Annotated in this window: 14 protein-coding genes; 13 read left to right on the top strand and 1 reads right to left on the bottom strand. The window is 69.9% G+C overall.

Annotation, left to right across the window (positions count from 1 at the left end; translation table 11 throughout):
* Nucleotides 1-5: 5 nt before the first annotated feature.
* The 8 genes from ACFWV3_RS14405 (at nt 6) to ACFWV3_RS14440 (ending at nt 10,343) form a co-directional block, all read left to right on the top strand.
* Nucleotides 6-2,651, top strand: coding sequence for a glycoside hydrolase family 9 protein (locus tag ACFWV3_RS14405; RefSeq protein ID WP_382411580.1), 2,646 nt, complete (start codon nt 6-8; stop codon nt 2,649-2,651).
* A 111-nt stretch (nt 2,652-2,762) separates the two neighbouring features.
* Nucleotides 2,763-3,785, top strand: a complete 1,023-nt coding sequence (locus ACFWV3_RS14410) for a LacI family DNA-binding transcriptional regulator (protein WP_382411581.1) — start codon at nt 2,763-2,765, stop codon at nt 3,783-3,785.
* A gap of 348 nt (nt 3,786-4,133) precedes the next feature.
* The gene (locus ACFWV3_RS14415; protein ID WP_382411582.1) at nt 4,134-5,411 is read left to right on the top strand and encodes an ABC transporter substrate-binding protein; all 1,278 of its coding nucleotides are present in this window, start codon (nt 4,134-4,136) and stop codon (nt 5,409-5,411) included.
* The gene (locus tag ACFWV3_RS14420; RefSeq protein WP_382411583.1) at nt 5,408-6,367 is read left to right on the top strand and encodes a carbohydrate ABC transporter permease; all 960 of its coding nucleotides are present in this window, start codon (nt 5,408-5,410) and stop codon (nt 6,365-6,367) included. The genes ACFWV3_RS14415 and ACFWV3_RS14420 overlap by 4 nt, the downstream gene beginning before the upstream one ends.
* Nucleotides 6,364-7,182 (top strand): carbohydrate ABC transporter permease, encoded by an 819-nt coding sequence (locus tag ACFWV3_RS14425; RefSeq protein WP_382411584.1) that lies wholly within the window; start codon nt 6,364-6,366, stop codon nt 7,180-7,182. The genes ACFWV3_RS14420 and ACFWV3_RS14425 overlap by 4 nt, the downstream gene beginning before the upstream one ends.
* 2 nt (nt 7,183-7,184) lie before the next feature.
* Nucleotides 7,185-8,564: a GH1 family beta-glucosidase gene (locus ACFWV3_RS14430; RefSeq protein ID WP_382411585.1), complete on the top strand. Its 1,380-nt coding sequence runs from the start codon at nt 7,185-7,187 to the stop codon at nt 8,562-8,564.
* Complete coding sequence (locus ACFWV3_RS14435; protein ID WP_382411587.1) at nt 8,561-9,580, top strand: LacI family DNA-binding transcriptional regulator; 1,020 nt, start codon at nt 8,561-8,563, stop codon at nt 9,578-9,580. Before ACFWV3_RS14430 ends, ACFWV3_RS14435 begins: the two co-directional genes overlap by 4 nt.
* Nucleotides 9,581-9,587: 7 nt before the next feature.
* Entirely contained in the window at nt 9,588-10,343 is a 756-nt protein-coding gene (locus ACFWV3_RS14440; RefSeq protein ID WP_382411588.1) for a class I SAM-dependent methyltransferase, read from the top strand.
* 21 nt (nt 10,344-10,364) lie between these two features.
* Here the strand turns inward: ACFWV3_RS14440 and ACFWV3_RS14445 are convergent, their stop codons facing one another.
* Nucleotides 10,365-10,922 carry an NAD(P)H-dependent oxidoreductase gene (locus ACFWV3_RS14445; protein WP_382411589.1) on the bottom strand — a complete coding sequence of 186 codons (558 nt, stop codon included), beginning with the start codon at nt 10,920-10,922 and terminating at the stop codon, nt 10,365-10,367.
* An 85-nt stretch (nt 10,923-11,007) separates the two neighbouring features.
* Between ACFWV3_RS14445 and ACFWV3_RS14450 the strand changes: the two genes are divergently transcribed.
* From ACFWV3_RS14450 to mmsB, 5 genes are all read left to right on the top strand, one after another.
* The gene (locus ACFWV3_RS14450; protein ID WP_382411591.1) at nt 11,008-11,607 is read left to right on the top strand and encodes a TetR/AcrR family transcriptional regulator; all 600 of its coding nucleotides are present in this window, start codon (nt 11,008-11,010) and stop codon (nt 11,605-11,607) included.
* A 143-nt stretch (nt 11,608-11,750) separates the two neighbouring features.
* Nucleotides 11,751-14,315: a glycoside hydrolase family 9 protein gene (locus tag ACFWV3_RS14455; RefSeq protein ID WP_382411592.1), complete on the top strand. Its 2,565-nt coding sequence runs from the start codon at nt 11,751-11,753 to the stop codon at nt 14,313-14,315.
* Between the two features lie 719 nt (nt 14,316-15,034).
* Nucleotides 15,035-16,120 carry a multiple monosaccharide ABC transporter substrate-binding protein gene (gene chvE, locus ACFWV3_RS14460; protein WP_382411593.1) on the top strand — a complete coding sequence of 362 codons (1,086 nt, stop codon included), beginning with the start codon at nt 15,035-15,037 and terminating at the stop codon, nt 16,118-16,120.
* A 27-nt stretch (nt 16,121-16,147) separates the two neighbouring features.
* The gene (gene mmsA, locus ACFWV3_RS14465; protein ID WP_382411814.1) at nt 16,148-17,653 is read left to right on the top strand and encodes a multiple monosaccharide ABC transporter ATP-binding protein; all 1,506 of its coding nucleotides are present in this window, start codon (nt 16,148-16,150) and stop codon (nt 17,651-17,653) included.
* Nucleotides 17,650-18,864: a multiple monosaccharide ABC transporter permease gene (gene mmsB / locus ACFWV3_RS14470; protein ID WP_382411595.1), complete on the top strand. Its 1,215-nt coding sequence runs from the start codon at nt 17,650-17,652 to the stop codon at nt 18,862-18,864. The genes mmsA and mmsB overlap by 4 nt, the downstream gene beginning before the upstream one ends.
* The last annotated feature ends 217 nt before the right edge of the window (nt 18,865-19,081 follow it).

Consider the following 19,081-nt stretch of genomic DNA (forward strand, 5'->3'; position numbering starts at 1 on the left):
TGCGCATGTCGAGAGCTGTGCCGGCCGTCGCGGCCGCCTTGCTGGCGGCGTTGTCCGGTCCGCTGGTGTCGCCGTCGGCGGTGGCCGCGCCCGCGTTCAACTACGCGGAGGCGTTGCAGAAGTCGATCTGGTTCTACGACGCGCAGCGGTCGGGAGATCTCACGGAGACCAACCGGGTGAGCTGGCGGGCCGACTCCGCCCTGCGCGACGGCGCGGACGTCGGGCTCGACCTGTCCGGCGGGTTCTACGACGCGGGCGACCACGTGAAGTTCGGGCTGCCGTTCGCGTTCAGCATGTCGATGCTCGCCTGGGGCGCCGTGGAGAACCGGAGCGCGTACGCGACCTCCGGCCAGCTCCCGCACCTGCTGGCGAACCTGCGGCACGGCACCGACTGGATCATCAAGGCGCACCCGTCCGCGAACGTCGTCTACGGGCAGGTCGGCGCGGGCAACCCCGACCACGCGTGGTGGGGCTCGGCGGAGGTCATGCCGATGGCGCGGCCTTCGTACAAAGTGGACGCCTCCTGCCCCGGCTCCGACCTCGCGGGCGAGTACGCGGCGGCGATGGCGTCGGCGTCGATGGTCTTCAAGGAGACCGACCCGACCTACTCGGCGACCCTGCTCACGCACGCCAAGCAGCTCTACTCGTTCGCGGACACCTACCGCGGCAAGTACAGCTCGTGCATCACCGACGCGTCGAACTTCTACAACTCGTGGAGCGGCTACCAGGACGAGCTGGTGTGGGGCGCCATCTGGCTGCACCGCGCCACCGGTGACGCGAGCTACCTGACCAAGGCCAAGACCGAGTACCAGAAGCTCGGCACCGAACCGCAGAGCACCGAACGGTCCTACAAGTGGACCATCGCGTGGGACGACAAGTCCTACGGCGCCTACGTGCTGATGGCGAAGCTCACCGGCGAGCAGACCTACATCACCGACGCCAACCGGTGGCTCGACTTCTGGACGACCGGCTACAACGGCAACCGGGTGCGCTACTCCCCCGGTGGCCAGGCGGTGCTCGACAGCTGGGGTTCGCTGCGGTACACGGCCAACACGGCGTTCGCGGCGCTGACGTACTCGGACTGGCTGTCCACACGCGACAGCACGCGCGCCAAGACCTACCACGACTTCGGCGTCCGGCAGGTCAACTACGCGCTCGGGGACAACCCGCGCAACTCCAGCTACGTCGTCGGCTTCGGCACCAACCCGCCGCGCAACCCACACCACCGCACCGCGCACGGCTCGTGGGCCGACAGCATCCAGGAACCCACCGTCAGCCGGCACGTGCTCTACGGCGCTCTGGTCGGCGGCCCCAGCACCAACAACGACTCCTACACCGACAGCCGCAGCGACTACGTGATGAACGAGGTCGCGCTCGACTACAACGCGGGCTTCACCAGTGCCCTCGCCCGCGTCTACGGCGAGTACGGCGGCACGGCGCTGACGAGCTTCCCGGTGACCGAGACGCCCGACGGTCCCGAGCTCACCGTCCAGGCGTCGGTGAACCAGAGCGCCGCCCAGTTCACCGAGGTGAAGGCGTTCGTGCTGAACAAGAGCGCGTGGCCGGCGCGGACCTTCAACGGCACCCTGCGCTACTACTTCACGCTCGACGGCTCGACCACGCCGAGCCAGATCGCCGTCACCACCAACTACAACCAGTGCAGCGCCGCGAGCGCGCCCGCGCAGTACCGGGGTTCGATCTACTACGTGGAGATCCCGTGCACCGGCGTCGCGCCGGCCGGGCAGTCCGCGTACCGCAAGGAGGTCCAGTTCCGGATCACCAGCTCGGGCACGTGGGACCCGTCGAACGACTGGTCGTACACCGGACTCGGCAGCGGCAACACCGTCGCCCAGACCGACCGGATCGTGCTGCGCCAGGACGGGAGGAACGTCTGGGGCGAGGAGCCCGGCGGCGGCGTCGAGGACAGCCAGCCACCGTCCGTCCCCAGTGGACTGACCGCGGGGACCGCGGCCGCCACGAGCGTCCCGCTGAGCTGGACGGCCTCGACCGACAACATCGGCGTGACCGGGTACGAGATCGTCAGCGGCAGCACCGTCGTCGCGTCGTCCGCCACGACCAGCGTGCAGGTCACCGGCCTCACCCCGGACACGGCGTACACGTTCGCGGTGCGCGCCAAGGACGCGGCGGGCAACGTCTCCTCGCTCAGCTCCGCGGTCACCACCCGGACGATCCCCGGCGCGAGCGGCACGCTGTCCGTGCAGCACAAGGGCAGCGGCCCGGCCACGTCGAACCAGATCGGCGCCACCCTCCAGCTGACGAACCGCGGCACCTCGGCGGTCAGCCTCGCCACGACGACGATCCGGTACTGGTTCACCGGGGACGCCGCATCGCCGACGTACCAGGTGTGGTGCGACTGGGCGCAGATCGGCTGCGCGGGCGTGCAGGTGCGCGTGGTGAGGCTCGCCACAGCGCGGACGGGAGCCGACGCGTACCTGGAGGTGTCGTTCAGCTCCGGGAGCCTCGCCGCCGGGGCGAGCACCGGCGAGATCCAGGTGCGGACAGCGAAGTCCGATTGGTCCACTTTCGACCAGTCCGGCGACTACAGCTACCGCGTGAGCAGCGCTCTCACGGACTTCGACAGGGTCACCGCGCACACCGGCGGCACCCTCGTGTGGGGCAGCGAGCCCTAGAGGTTTCGGGGCGGGACGTTCTGCGCGCTCAGGCGTCCCGCGCCGACCCCAGCCGCGTTCCCGGCACAGCGGCGTGCCGGGAACGCGCTCTCACAGCTCTACGATGAGCGCATGACGGAGATCGACCGGCACCGACGGCCAGGCCCGCGCATCGAGGAGGTGGCGCGACTGGCCGGCGTCTCGAAGTCGACGGTCTCCAGGGTGATCAACGGCGAGCAGTACGTGAGCGCCAGGGCCCGCGACGCCGTCCACACGGCCATCACGAGCCTGCGCTACAGCCCGAACCAGGCGGCGCGCGCGCTCGCGGGCAGCAAGGCCAACGCGATCGCGCTGATCGTCTCCGAGCAGAGCGGCCGCGTCCTCGGCGACCCGTTCTTCGCCGGCGTGCTGCGCGGCGTCCACGCCGAACTGGCCGGGCACCACGTGCAGCTGCTGCTGATGCTCAGCCGCCCGGAGGACCACGACGACCTGATGACCTACCTCGCGGGCGGCCACGTCGACGGCGCGCTGCTCGTGAGCCTGCACGGGGACGACCCGCTGCCGCGCCGGCTGCAGGAGATCGGCCTGCCGGTGGTGGTGGGCGGCCGGCCGCTCGCCACCACGTCCGTCCCGTTCGTCGACTCGGACAACTTCACCGGCGGCCTGGACGCCGTGCGGCACCTCGTCTCGCTGGGGCGCAACAGGATCGCGACCGTGGCGGGCCCGCGCGACATGGCGGCGGGCCTCGACCGGCTCAGCGGCTGGCGCCGGGGCCTGGGCGAGGCGCGGCTGGCCGCGGACCTCGTCGCGGAGGCCGACTTCACCCCGGAGAGCGGCGCCCGCGCGGCGGAAGAACTGCTGGACAGAGCTCCTGACATCGATGCCATCTTCGTCGCGGCCGACATCATCGCCCTGGGCGTGCTGCAGGTGCTGCACGCGCGCGGCCGGCGCGTGCCGCAGGACGTGGCGGTGGTCGGGTTCGACGACTCGCTGCTGGCGTCGACCGCGACCCCGCCGCTCACGACGGTCCGGCAGGACGTGGAGCAGCTCGGCCGCACGATGACGTGGCGGCTGCTGGGCGAGCTGGCGGGCGAGGACGGGCTTCCGCCGTCGTTGTTGCTCCCGACGTCCCTGGTGCGCCGCGCCAGCGCCTGACCGCAGCCCGCCCTCGCGCCTTGCGGGCGCCTGAACCGGGACGAGGCTCACCCGTTCGGCTGCGGCCCCTTCGGGACCACTCCCCCGCGCATTTCCCGCCGGGCGACCTCCGCTCTGCGTGCCGACCTCGGCACGCACTGTTAACCCAAAGGTCACAGTTCCGGGAACGCTCCCAGGTTTCCCAACTGTGACCTGAGCCATGAACCACGAGGTCACCCGGTTTCCGCTGCCCGCAAACGCCTGGTGTACCCCGGAGTGTGTCTTGACACACGTTCGAAGCCAGTACGACACTCCTCCGCATCTGGGAGCGCTCCCAGAACCCGCCGCCGAGACCAGAGGAGTTCTCCCGTGCGACACCGTTGGGTCAGCGTGCTGATCTGTGCCGCCGTGTCCGCCGCCGCCACCACCGCGTGCGGGTCAGGCGGGGCCACCCAGTCGGCAGACGGCAAGACCGAGCTGACGATCGCCACGTTCAACGAGTTCGGCTACGAAGACCTGTTGAAGGAGTACGAAGCCGCTCACCCGGACGTCAAGATCACGCAGCGCAAGACCGGTCAGGGCCAGCCCCACCACCAGAACCTGTTCACCAAGCTGGGCGCGGGCTCCGGCCTCGCCGACATCGAGGGCGTCGAAGAGGGCTACCTCAGCCAGTTCATGTCGAAGTCCGGGCAGTTCAACGATCTCAAGGAGATCGGGCCGAAGGTCGAGGACGGCCGCTGGCTGCAGTGGAAGACCGACGCGATCACCAAGGACGGCAAGCTCTTCGGCTACGGCACCGACATCGGTCCGCTGGCCATGTGCTACCGCAAGGACCTGTTCGCGCAGGCCGGTCTGCCGTCCGACCCGGAGGGCGTGAAGGCGCTCTTCGCCACGTGGGACAGCTACTTCGCCGCCGGTGACACGTTCATCGCCAAGGTTCCGGGCGTCGCGTGGTTCGACAGCGCCGCGCAGGTCTACAACGCGATGCACAACCAGCTCGACACGGGCTACTACGACAAGTCCGACAAGCTGGTCGTCGACTCCAACGCCGACATCAAGAAGAACTGGAACACCGTGACCGCGGCGGTCGGCAAGGGTCAGTCGGCCCGGCTCGCGGCGTTCAGCAACGAGTGGAACACCGGCTTCAAGCTCGGCAAGTTCGCCACCAAGACCTGCCCGTCGTGGATGCTCGGCGTGGTCGAGTCGCAGGCGGGCCCCGAGAACAAGGGCAAGTGGGCGGTCACCGACGCGTTCCCGAACGGTGGCGGCAACTGGGGCGGTTCGTACCTGACCGTGCCGAAGCAGAGCAAGAACGCCAAGAAGGCCGCCGAGCTCGCCGCCTGGCTGACCGCGCCCGAGCAGCAGATCAAGGCGTTCAAGGCCAAGGGCACCTTCCCCAGCCAGGTCAAGGCGCTCGACGCGCCCGAGCTGCTGGAGCAGACCAACGCCTACTTCGGTGACGTCAAGGCCGGCGCGCTGTTCGCCACGCAGGCCAAGAAGATCAAGGCCGCGCAGTACAAGGGCCCGGCCGACGGCCAGATCCAGGAGACCGTGTTCAGCCCGGCGCTGCAGTCGGTCGAGCAGGGCAAGAACTCAGAAGAGGCCTGGAAGGCCGCCGTCGAAGGCGCCCAGAAGGCGGCCAAGTGACCGCCGTTCTCTCCAAGGTCGACCGCGGCCGGGACGAGCAGTCCCGGCCGCGGCCGCCGCGGCGGTACCGGATGTCCGCTGTGGACACGAAGGTCTCGCCGTACCTGTTCGTCGCGCCGTTCTTCGTGCTGTTCGGCACCATCGGGCTCTTCCCGTTGCTGTACACCGCCTACGTCTCCCTCTTCGACTGGGAGGTCGGCGACGACGAGCCGGCGTTCATCGGCCTGGAGAACTACAAGACGCTCTTCCAGGACGACCAGTTCTGGAACGCGTTGTTCAACACGTTCAGCATCTTCCTGCTCTCCAGCGTCCCGCAGGTCATCGTCGCGGTGGTGCTCGCGGCGCTGCTGAACGCCAACCTGCGGGCCCGCACGGGCTGGCGGATGGGCGTGCTGCTGCCCTACGTCGCCTCGCTCGTCGCATTGACGATCATCTTCGGCAACCTGTTCGGCCCGCAGTACGGCCTGGTGAACGACGTGCTCACGGCGGTGGGCATCGGCCCGATCGACTGGCAGGCCAGCACGTTCGGCAGTCACGTCGCCATCGCGTCGATGGTCAACTGGCGCTGGACCGGCTACAACGCGTTGATCGTCCTCGCCGCGATGCAGGCGATCCCCCGGGACATCTACGAGGCGGCGGTCGTGGACGGCGCGAGCGCGCTGCGGCAGTTCTTCAGCATCACGCTCCCGATGCTGAAGCCCACGCTGATCTTCGTGATCATCACGTCGACCATCGGCGGCCTGCAGATCTTCACCGAGCCGAAGCTGTTCGAGCCCGCGGGCGGCAGCGGCGGCGGCACGGAGCACCAGTACCAGACCGTCGTGCTCTACCTGTACCAGTCGGCGTTCCAGGGCCTCGACCTCGGCTACGCCTCCGCCATCGCGTGGGTGCTGTTCCTGGTCGTGATCGCCGTGGCCGCACTCAACTTCCTCATCACCAGGAGGGCCGTTCGATGACGACCCGCAGGCCCTCGTTCGTGATCTACGGCCTCCTGGGCGCGTTCGTGCTCGGCTCCGCGTTCCCGTTCTACTGGTCCTACCTCGTCGCGAGCCGCGACAACTCGGTGCTGACGGGTGACTTCACGCTGATTCCCGGCGGGAACTTCTTCAGCAACGCCATGCGGGTGTTCGACACCATCCCGTTCTGGAAGGCGCTCGGCAACAGCTTCATCGTGTCGGGCACGGTGACGCTGTCGGTCGTGCTGCTGTCGACGCTCGCCGGCTTCGCCTTCGCCAAGCTGCGGTTCCGCGGCCGGGGCGTGCTGTTCCTGTTCGTGGTGGCGACGCTCGCGGTGCCCACCCAGCTCGGCATCATCCCGCTGTACATGGCGATGGCCGAGTTCGGCTGGGCGGGCGAGCTGGAAGCCGTGATCGTGCCCAACCTCGTGACCGCGTTCGGCGTGTTCTGGATGCGGCAGTACCTCCTCGACGCCATCCCCGACGAACTGGTCGAGGCTGCGCGCATGGACGGGTGCAGCCTGTGGCGGACCTTCTGGCACGTCGCACTGCCCGCCGCCCGCCCGGCTGCCGCGATGCTGGGCGTGTTCACGTTCATGCAGTCCTGGAACGACTTCCTGTGGCCGCTGGTCGTCCTCAACGCCGACAACCCGACGTTGCAGGTCGCCCTGGAGAAGCTGCAGAGCGGCTACTACGTCGACTACTCGCTCGTCCTCGCCGGAACGACGCTCGCGACGATTCCGGTGCTCATCGTCTTCCTCGTACTCGGGCGGCAGATCGTCGCCGGTGTCATGCAGGGCGCCGTCAAGGGGTGAAAATGGAGAACATTGCTTTCCCACAGGGTTTTCTGTGGGGATCCGCGACCGCGGCGTTCCAGGTGGAGGGTGCGACCGGAGCAGACGGTCGCACCGACTCCATCTGGGACGAGTTCTGCCGGCAACCCGGCAAGGTGGTGGGCGGCGACTGCGGTGAACCGGCCGCCGACCACTACCGGCGGTTCGAGCAGGACGTCGCCATGATGGCGGACCTGGGGCTGCAGGCCTACCGGTTCTCGATCGCCTGGCCGCGCGTGCGGCCGGACGGCGGCGAGGTCAACCAGAAGGGTCTCGACTTCTACAAGCGGCTGATCGACACGCTGAAGGCGCACGACATCGTGCCGTGGCCGACGCTGTACCACTGGGACCTGCCGCAGGCCCTGGAGGAGAAGGGCGGCTGGGCGAACCGCGACACCGCGTACCGCTTCGCCGACTACGCGGCCGCGACCGTCGAGGCGCTCGGTGACCGCGTCGAGAACTGGACGACGCTGAACGAGCCGTGGTGCTCGGCGTTCCTCGGCTACGCGGCCGGCGTCCACGCTCCCGGCCGCACGGACCCGCGTGCCGCCGTCGCCGCGGTGCACCACCTGCTGCTCGGCCACGGCCTGGCCAACGACACGATCAGGGCCGCCTCGCCGGGTGCCAAGGTCGGCATCACGCTCAACATGTACCCGATCATCCCGGTCGACCCGCGCGACCCCGCCGACCTCGACGTGGCGCGCCGGCTCGACGGCCTGCAGCAGCGGATCTTCCTGGACCCGTTGCTGCGCGGCGAGTACCCGGCCGACATCCTCGCGGACCTGGAGCCGTTCGGGTTCGGCGAGCACATCCGCGACGGCGACCTCGGCATCATCTCCGGGCCGATGGACATGCTCGGCGTGAACTACTACACCGAGCACTACGTCAGCTCGGCGGCCAACGGCAGCGAGCCCGGCCCGTCGCCGTGGGTGGGCGTGCGCCAGGCGTCGTTCCCCCAGCGGGACGCGCCGATCACCGACATGGGCTGGGAGGTCAGGCCGGACGGGCTGACGTCCGTGCTGCTGCGGGTGCACCACGACTACCCGAAGCTCCCGCTGTACATCACGGAGAACGGCGCCGCGTTCCGCGACGACTTCACCGGCAACGGGGCCATCGACGACGTGGACCGCACCGGGTTCATCGCCTCCCACCTGCGCGCCGCGCACACGGCGATCATGGCGGGCGTCGACCTGCGGGGGTACTTCTGCTGGTCGCTGCTGGACAACTTCGAGTGGGCAGAGGGGTACGCGAAGCGGTTCGGCATCGTCCACGTGGACTACGACACCCAGGTCCGCACGCCGAAGATGAGTGCGAGGTGGTACAGCCGGGTGGCGCGGGACAACGCGCTGGTCTCCGTCTCATGACGGAAGGCAGGAGTCGCCGCCCCGGCCCGCGCATCGAGGAGGTCGCGCGCGTGGCCGGGGTGTCGAAGTCGACCGTGTCCAGGGTGATCAACGGCGAGAAGTACGTGAGCGAGCGGTCCCGCCAGTCGGTGCACCGCGCGATCGCGCTGCTCGGGTACAGCCCGAACCACGCCGCCCGCACCCTGGCCGGCAGCAAGGCGAACGCCATCGCGCTGGTGATCTCCGAGCAGGGCAGCCGCGTCCTCGCGGACCCGTTCTTCGCGGGGATCCTGCGCGGGGTGCACGCCGAGCTCGCCGGACGGCACGTGCAGCTCCTGCTGATGATGAACCAGCCGCTCGACGGCGAGGACCAGGTCGCCTACCTCACCGGCGGGCACGTCGACGGCGCCCTGGTCGTCAGTCTGCACGGCGAGGACCCGTTGCCCCGCACGCTGCACGAGACGGGGCTGCCCGTGGTGTCGGGCGGCCGTCCGCTCGCCGGCGGCGGGGCGCCGTTCGTCGACTCGGACAACTTCAACGGCTCCCTCGGGGCCGTGCGCTTCCTCATCGGGCTGGGCCGGCAGCGGATCGCGACGATCGCCGGCCCGCGCGACATGGCGGTCGGCATGGACCGGCTCAGCGGCTGGCGGTGCGGCCTGGCCGAACACGGCATGCCCGTGGAACTGGTGGTGCACAGCGACTTCACGCCGGAGAGCGGCGCGCTGGCGATGGAGGAGCTGCTGCGGCGCGCGCCCACTCTCGACGCGGTCTTCGTGGCCGCGGACATCATGGCGCTGGGCGCCCTGCGGGTGCTGCAGGCGAAGGGCTACCGGATCCCCGACGACGTGGCCGTGGTCGGGTTCGACGACTCGGTGCTCGCCGCGACCGCGACCCCGCCGCTCACGACCGTGCGGCAGGACGTCGAACAGCTCGGCCGCACGATGACGTGGCGCCTGCTGGCCGAGCTGGGTGGCGAGGAGAAGCTGCCGCAGTCGATGCTGCTGCCCACTTCACTCGTGCGCCGCGCGAGCGCATGATCGCGGGATGAGCGGATTCGCGGCCGGCGAGGAGACGTGGCGGGCCCGGCTGGGCACGCTCCGGCAGGTGGTCCGCCAGGAGCTGGTCTCCCGGCAGCTCGCGGCGCACCTGCCCGCGGCGCCGGCGCGGGTCCTCGACGTGGGCTGCGGCCAGGGAACGCAGCTGGTCCGGCTCGCGCGCGCCGGGCACGACGTGACGGGGCTGGACTCGTCCCGGACCCTGCTGGACGACCTGGAACGCTCGCTCGGCGGTGTCCGGGCGCGGACCGTCCACGGCGACCTCGCGCACCTCGGTTCCCTGTTCGGCGCGGGGAGCTTCGACGTCGTGCTGTGCCACGGGGTGCTGATGTACTTCGACGATCCCGCGCCGGTGCTGGCCGACCTGGTCCGGCTGGTGGCGCCGGGCGGTCTGCTGTCCCTGCTGGTGCGCAACGGGGACGCGCTCGCGATGAGGCCCGGCCTGCGGGGTGACTGGGACGCCGCGCGGCGTGCGTTCGACGACCCGGGCTACGCCAACCGGATCGGCGTGACGGCCCGTGCGGACCGCCTCGACGACCTGGTCGGCGCGCTGACGGCCCGCCGGATGCGGGTGCAGGCGTGGTACGGCGTCCGGGTCTTCACCGACACCGCGGCCGACGACGCTCCCCTGCCCGACGCCCACGAGTTGGAAGCGTTGCTGGCGTCCGAAGAACGCGCCGGAGCGACCGACCCGTACCGGCGCGTCTCCGCGCTGACGCACGTGGTCGCCCACCCGAGCGGGTAGGCGACCACGGGTCGTGCCTCGTCAGACGGTCGCGACGGCGCGCGACGCCAATCCCTCGAGCACGCCGGACAGCTTCTCGGTGACCTCGGGGTCGTCGACCGGGTGCAGCTCGGCGAAGCGGACGACGGAGCCCGGGATCGACAGGGTCAGGTCCTCGGCCACCGCGGCACCGGCGATCTTGACGGCCTTGCGGGCCTCGTCCTGCGCCCACACACCGCCGTACTGGCCGTACGCGGTGCCCACGACGGCGACCGGCTTGCCGTTGAGGGCACCGGCGCCGTAGGGGCGGGACAGCCAGTCGATGGCGTTCTTCAGCACGGCGGGGATGGTGCCGTTGTACTCGGGCGAGACGAGCAGGATGGCGTCGGCGTCGCCGGCCGCCTCGCGCAGCCTGGTCGCGGCGGCGGGGACGGTGCCCTCGACGTCGACGTCCTCGTTGTAGAACGGCACGGTGTCCAGGCCCTCGAACACGCCGACCTCGACGTGCTCGGGCGCGATCTGGACCGCGGCCTCGGCGAGCCGGCGGTTGTGCGACCCGGACCGGAGGCTGCCGACGAGCGTGAGGATGCGGACGGCCATGGTGTGACTCCCAGGGTGAAGGCTTCGAGTGGACTGATGGCGTAAACGGGACGCGGCCCGTTTATCTTCCGGTTAGGCTGGTGGAGTGATCGACAGCACACCGCTGCCCCTCGTGGGGCCGGAGAAGCAGCTGCGCGCCGACGCCGTGCGCAACCGGGCGCTGCTGCTCGACGCCGCGGCCCGGCTCGCGGCGCAACGCGGCGCGGCGGCGATCACGATGGAGAACGTCGCCGCGGCGGCCGGCGTCGGCAAGGGCACCGTGTCGCGGCGCTTCGGCGATCGGAACGGCCTGCTCCAGGCCCTGATCGACCGGACGGAGCAGCTGCTCCAGGAGGCGTTCCTGAGCGGTCCCCCGCCGCTCGGTCCCGGCGCGGACCCGGCGGCGCGCCTCCGTGCGTTCGGGCCGGCCGTGATCCGCCACGAGCACGCGAACCTGGACCTCTACCTGGCAGCGGAGCCGTCGCCGGAGCGCCGGTTCTCGGTCCCCGCCAAGCACCTGCGGCACCGGCACGTGGTCCTGCTGCTGCGCGCGGCGCTCCCGGACGCCGACGCCGGGCTGCTCGCCCACACGCTGCTGGCCGCGGTGGACGTCGTGCTGGTCGACCACCTCGTCCGCGAGGAAGGCGTGCCGCTGGAGCGGATCGAGGCCGCGTGGCTCGACCTGGTCGACCGGCTGTTGCACTGATCCCCCAGGGCCTTTCGAGTCGAATCGACCGTCGAAGCCCATCAGTGGCCGACCGGCCCTTGTAGCCGTCACCGGACTCCGCCTACGGTCGCCTGGGAGCGCTCCCAGAAGCCCCGTCGACGAGGACGGAGAACCTCAAGACCATGAGATCGCAACCCCCACGCCTGCTCGCCGCGACCCTGCTCGTGGCGCTCGTCGCGGTTCCTCCCGCGGCCGCCGCGGCGGACTACGAGCGCGTGCTCAACGGAGGGTTCGACACCGGCACCGCCGACCCCTGGTGGAGCGGCGCCGGAGTGACGAACCGCGTGACCGGTGGCGAGCTGTGCGCGTCGGTGACCGGCGGCACGACGAACCCCTGGGACGCGCTGATCGGCCAGAACGGCGTCCCGTTCGAGAGCGGCCAGTCCTACACGTTCTCGTTCGACGCGCACGCCACCACGGCCCAGCCCGTGACGGCCGCGGCGGGTGAGAGCGTCAGCCCGTACCGCGGGATCGCGAGCCAGACCTTCACGCTCTCCCCCACCTCGCAGCACTTCACGTTCACCTTCACGTCCACTCTGGACTTCCCGGACGCGGGCAACGGCCAGGTCGCGTTCCAGCTGGGCGGCCAGACGTTCGACAACACGATCTGCGTGGACAACGTCTCGGTGGTCGGCGGCGTGAAGCCTCCCGGTGGCGTGACGCCCATCCCCACCAAGAAGGTCCAGGTCGACCTGGTGGCGTACGCGCCGAGTCTGCCGAAGCGCGCGACGCTCGTCTCGACCGCGACCTCACCGCAGCCGTGGGCGTTGAAGAACAGCGCGGGCGTCACCGTGGCCACCGGCCAGTCGGTGCCGAAGGGCGCGGACGCGACGTCGGGCGACTCGGTGCACCAGATCGACTTCTCGTCCTACGACACGCCCGGCACCGGCTACACGCTGACCGTCGGCGAGGACAGCAGCTTCCCGTTCGACATCTCGGCGGACGCGTTCAAGCGGCTGCGCTACGACTCGCTCGCGTTCTTCTACCACCAGCGCAGCGGAACGCCGATCGAGGCGCAGTACGTCGGTGCCGAGTACGCGCGGCCTGCCGGGCACGTGAACGTCGCGCCGAACCAGGGCGACAACAACGTGCCGTGCCGCGCCGACCTCGCGTGCGGGTACACGTTGGACGTCCGGGGTGGCTGGTACGACGCGGGCGACCACGGGAAGTACGTCGTCAACGGCGGCATCGCCACGTGGCAGCTCCTCAACGCCTACGAACGCGCCGTCCGGGTGGGCGACGCCACCGCGTACCGCGACGGCGCGATGAACATCCCGGAGAAGTCCAACGGCGTGCCGGACCTGCTCGACGAGGCGCGCTGGGAGGTCGACTTCCTGCTGAAGATGCAGGCGCCCGACGGCATGGCGCACCACAAGATCCACGACGTGAACTGGACCGCGCTGCCCACCCGTCCGGAACTGGACGACCAGGCGCGCCGCCTGTCCCCCACCAGCACCGCCGCGACGCTGAACCTGGCCGCGGTGGCCGCGCAGGCGTCCCGGCTCTGGAAGACCGTGGACGCGACGTACTCCACGACGCTGCTCACGGCGGCCCGCAAGGCCTACGCTGCGGCGAAGGCGAACCCGGCCAAGCTGGCCGACCCCAACGACGGCACGGGCGGCGGCGCGTACAGCGACGACACCGTGAGCGACGAGTTCTACTGGGCCGCGTCGGAGCTGTACGCGACCACAGGGGACGCTTCGTACCGCACCGACGTGACGTCGTCCCCGCACTACAAGGCGGCGTCGCTCAACCGCGGCGGTTTCCACTGGGGCGGAACGGCTCCACTGGGTGACATCACGCTCGCGTTGGCGCCCAACGGCTTGCCCGCGTCCGATGTGGCCGCGATCAAGTCCGCGTTCGCCACCGTGGCGGACCAGCACCTGACCGCGATGTCCTCGATGGGCTACGCCGCGCCGTACGACAACAGCTCGGCGGGCTACGTCTGGGGCTCGAACTCGTCGGTCTTGAACAACGCCACCGTGCTGGCGCTGGCCCACGACTTCACCGGCGCCGCCAAGTACCGCGACGGCGTGTTCGAGGCGCTGCACTACCTCCTCGGCCGCAACCCGCTGAGCACCTCGTACGTGGCGGGCTACGGCGACCAGGCCGTGCGCAACGTGCACCACCGCTTCTGGGCGCACCAGAACGACCCGACCCTGCCCACCGCCCCCGCCGGCTCGCTGGCCGGCGGCCCGAACAGCGCCCTGCAGGACCCGATCGCCCAGCGCCTGCTGGTCGGCTGCCCGCAACAACGCTGCTGGGTCGACGACATCGGCGCGTACTCGGTGAACGAGGTCGCGATCAACTGGAACTCCTCCCTCGCCTGGGTCTCCGGCTGGGCGGCGGAGAAGTCCGCCGTCGTGACCCCGGCCTCGGACTGCCAGGTCGGCTTCACCGCCCACCGCTGGCCGGACGGCCTGTCGGCGCAGGTCCAGATCACCAACACGGGCACGAAGCCCTGGACCGCCTGGACGCTCGGCTTCGCCCTGCCCGGCACGCAGCGGGTCACCGCCGGGTGGTCGGCGACGTGGACCCAGACCGGCCGGGACGTGTCGGCGGCGAGCATGTCGTGGAACGGCAAGGTGGACCCGGGCAAGTCGGTGAGCATCGGGTTCAACGGGTCCGGGAGCGGGGCGGACCCGGCGGCGTTCTCGGTGAACGGGAAGGCTTGCAAGACCGGGTGAGCTGGGGGTTCCAGCGCCCGTCGCCATCCTCGGGGTGGCGGCGGGCGCTTTGCTTTTCGGGGTGGGTCGAGGGGTGCGGGCGGGTCGGGTGGCCACAGGTGGTGGGCGGGTCGGGTGGCGGCGGTGGAGTGGCCGCGGGGCGGCGGGTGGCGGGCTGTGCGCGCAGCAGGCCCCGAGGTGGACGGCCTGGCCCGCGGCCAGCGGGGAGCGCCGAGGTTGGGTGATCCGGGCGGCGGGGTGGGCGCGGTTAAGTCGGGACGATGAGGTCCAGGTGCCGAGGTTCCGGCGGCGAGGTCCCGGCAGCGAGGTCCCGGCAGCGAGGTCCGTGTGCCAGGTGCTTCGCGCGTTGCGCAACTGAGGCGGCAGATGGCGCGCGACGAACGACGCACAACGGACCCAGCGCGTCTCAATTGGACCCGACTCCACCGTCCACCCGGCCCGCCACACCCCGAGAACCAGCCCCGCCTCCCACCACGACGACCGGGCCTGCGGTAAACCAGTCCCCCGCCCAGCCCAGACCCACCGACGAGCCACCCCGGAGCGCCCGCTCAGTGACCTGCACCACTCCCGAACTCCGGGGCGTTTCCCTCCAAATGCAACCTGTGAGCGCTAACAGCTGCAACCTGGCGTTATCGACCTGACACTTGACGGCAAAGTTGTTAGCGATAACACTCGCCGCCTACAGCACTGTTGCCTGTCGGTGACATCGAGGAGAACCAATGAGGCTTGTCCGGATCGCGGTCACGACCGCGCTCGCCGTCTCCCTCGCGGCTTGCGGTTCGTCGGAAAAGACAGTCGATCAGAAAACCGGCTCGGGGGAAGGGTCGCTGGTGGGCGTCACCATGCCCACCCGGTCGTCCGAGCGGTGGGTGCGCGACGGCGACAGCCTCAAGAAGAGCCTCGAGGCCAAGGGGTACAAGGTCGACCTGCAGTACGCGGAAGACTCCATCCCCACCCAGGCCAGCCAGATCGAGAACCAGATCACCAAGGGCGTCAAGCTCCTGATCGTCGCGTCGATCGACGGCAAGTCGCTCAGCTCGCAGCTGCAGCAGGCCGCGGACGCGAAGATCCCGGTGATCTCCTACGACCGCCTGCTCCTCAACACCCCGAACGTCGACTACTACGCGACGTTCGACAACTTCAAGGTCGGTGTGCAGCAGGCGAACTCGCTGCTGGCCGGCCTGAAGACCAGGGGCGAGGGGCCCTTCAACATCGAGCTGTTCGCCGGGTCGTCCGACGACAACAACGCGACGTTCTTCTTCAACGGCGCGATGTCCGTCCTCCAGCCGCTCATCGACCAGGGCAAGCTCGTCGTGAAGTCGGGCCAGAAGGACTTCAACACCGTCGCGATCCTGCGCTGGGACGCGGCCACCGCGCAGAAGCGCATGGAGGACCTGCTCACCTCCACCTACGGCGGCGCCAAGGTCGACGGAGTCCTGTCGCCCTTCGACGGCATCTCGATCGGCATCATCTCCGCCCTCGGGAGCAACGGCTACGGCTCGGGCGGCCAGGCGCTCCCGATCGTCACCGGCCAGGACGCCCAGGTCGCCTCGGTGAAGTCGATCATCAAGGGCGACCAGTACTCCACGATCTTCAAGGACCTCCGCCAGCTCACCGACGTCGCGTCGAAGATGGCCGACGCGGTGCTCAAGGGCACCAAGCCCGAGGTCAACAACACCACGGACTACAACAACGGCGTCAAGGTCGTGCCGTCGTTCCTGCTCCAGCCGATCCCGGTGGACAAGGCCAACTACCAGAAGGAACTCGTCGACTCCGGCTACTACACCGCCGACCAGCTCAAGTAGGTCCCGGTGACCGACGACGTCCTGGTGATGCGGGACATCACCAAGAGGTTCGCGGGTGTCACCGCGCTGCACGAGGTCTCGTTGACCGTGCGGCGCGGTGAGATCCACGCGATCTGCGGGGAGAACGGCGCTGGCAAGTCCACGCTGATGAAGGTGCTGTCCGGGGTGCACCCGCACGGCACGTACGACGGCGAGATCCTCTTCGAGGGCGAGCCGTGCGCGTTCGACGGCGTGCGCGACAGCGAGCGCCGCGGCATCGTGATCATCCACCAGGAGCTGGCCCTGTGCGGGCAGCTCTCCGTCGCGGAGAACCTGTTCCTGGGCAACGAGAGGGCGCGTCGCGGGTTCATCGACTGGAACCGCACCAACCACGACGCCCAGGTGCTGCTCGACCGCGTCGGCCTGCGGGAGAACCCGACGACCCCGGTCGACGACCTCGGCGTCGGCAAGCAGCAGCTCGCCGAGATCGCCAAGGCGCTGTCCAAGGAGGTCAGCCTCCTGATCCTGGACGAGCCGACGGCGGCGCTCAACGACGACGACTCGCAGCACCTGCTCGACCTGCTCGCAGGGCTGCGGGACGAGGGCATCACCTGTGTGATCATCTCCCACAAGCTCGGTGAGGTCACCAGGATCGCCGACACGGTCACCGTGCTGCGCGACGGCAGGACCATCGAGACGCTCCCCGCCGACGGGCTCAGCGAGGAGCGCATCATCGCCGGCATGGTCGGCCGCGACCTCGACGACCGGTTCCCCCCGCGCACGCCGGACATCGGCGAGGAGGTGCTGCGGATCGAGGACTGGACGGTGCACAGCCCGGCCCAGCCCGACCGCAAGGTCGTCGACGCCGCCACGATCTCGCTGCGGCGCGGGGAGATCGTCGGTCTCGCCGGGCTGATGGGAGCGGGCCGCACCGAACTCGCGATGAGCGTGTTCGGCCGCTCCTACGGCGTCGGCATCTCGGGCCGCGTGGTCAAGGACGGCCGCGAGATCGACACGAGGTCGGTCCGCGCGGCCATCGACAACGGCATCGCCTACGTGAGCGAGGACCGCAAGCGCTACGGCCTCAACCTGATCGAGGCCGTGCAGCGCAACGTGTCCGCGGCCGCGCTGGACAAGCTCTCGCGCCGCGGCTGGGTGAACGAGAACGAGGAGAACTCGGTCGCCGAGCGGTACCGGCGGTCGATGGGCATCAGGACGTCGACCGTGGCGACGCCGGTGGGCGTGCTGTCCGGCGGCAACCAGCAGAAGGTCGTCCTGGCGAAGTGGATGTTCACCGACCCGGACGTGCTGATCCTGGACGAGCCCACCCGCGGCATCGACGTCGGCGCCAAGTACGAGATCTACTCGATCATCAACGACCTGGCCGCCCAGGGCCGCGCGGTGCTGGTGATCTCCTCGGAGCTGCCGGAGCTCCTCGGCCTGTGTGATCGCGTGTACGCGCTGTCGGAGGGCCGCATCACCGGTGAGGTGAGCCGTGAAGAGGCCACGCAGGAACGTCTGATGCAGTACATGACGCGAGGACAGAGCTCATGACCACGAAGACCGCGCCCGCCCCTGCCGCAGCCCCGCCCGGCCCGCCCCGGCGGTTCTCGATCAACCTGAGGCAGTCGGGCATCTACGTCGCGTTCGTGTTGATCGTCGCGCTGTTCACGGTGGTCACGGGCGGCGACCTGCTGCAACCGCAGAACATCTCGAACATCATCGTGCAGAACTCGTACGTGCTGATCCTGGCGATCGGCATGATCCTGGTGATCATCGGCGGGCACATCGACCTGTCGGTCGGTTCGACGGTGGCGCTGACCGGTGCGATCTGCGCGGTGCTGACCGTCCAATGGGGAGTGCCGTGGCCGGTGGCCGTGCTGCTGACGCTGCTGTCCGGCGCGTTGATCGGCGCGGCGCAGGGGTACTGGATCGCCTACTTCGGCATTCCCGCCTTCATCGTCACGCTGGCGGGCATGCTCGTGTTCCGCGCGCTCACCATGTCCACGCTGGGCAACCAGGGCATCGGGCCGTTCCCGGACGCGATCAGCAAGCTGTCCAACGGGTTCACGGGCGGCTACCTCGGCAACATCGGGCTCGGCCCGCTGGGTGGCGCCGACCTCCTGAGCCTGCTCGCCGGTCTCGCCTGCGTCGCGGGCTTCGCGTTGTCGCAGTGGCGCAAGCGTTCGGCACGGCTCGGCTACGGGCAGGTGGTCGACCCGATGCCGCTGTTCGTCCTCAAGATCGCGGGCGTCGCGGTGGTCGTGATGGCGATCGTCGTGCAGCTCGCCCGGTTCCGCAACCTGCCGTGGACACTGGTGCTGCTCGCGGCGCTCGTGCTCGGGTACTCGCTGATGGCCAACAACTCCGTGTTCGGGCGGCACGTCTACTCGATCGGCGGCAACCTGCAGGCCGCCACGCTGTCCGGCGTGAAGGTCAAGGCCGTCACGTTCTGGTTGTTCGTCAACATGGGCGCGCTGGCCGCGCTCGCCGGTGTGATCGTCGCGGGGCGGCTCAACCTCGCCGGTCCGACGGCCGGCATGTCGTTCGAGCTCGACGCCATCGCGGCCGCGTTCATCGGCGGAGCGGCGGTGCAGGGTGGCGTCGGCAAGGTCGTCGGCGCCATCACCGGTGGCCTGATCATGGGTGTGATCACCAACGGCATGTCGCTGATCGGCGCGCCCACCGAACGCACGATGCTCGTAAAAGGCCTCGTCCTGCTCGTCGCGGTCGCCTACGACGTCTGGACGAAGCGCCGCGCCTGATCCCCCGCGGGTCTGCTCCACGGCCGCCGCCGGTCCGCTCCCGCGGTCGGCGGCGGTCGCACGAGTGACGCCGGGCACAGTCGTGGCAACGGTGAGGTGCACGTGGCGGGCGCTGAACAGTGGGACGATCTCCTACGATGCGAGGAAGGTCGCGCCGACCTGGAAAGCGTCGCACCACAACGGATCCGGCCGCACCACCGCCGGGCCCGGATCAACT

Source organism: Lentzea sp. NPDC059081 (assembly GCF_042738015.1).
Classification (GTDB): Bacteria; Actinomycetota; Actinomycetes; order Mycobacteriales; family Pseudonocardiaceae; genus Lentzea.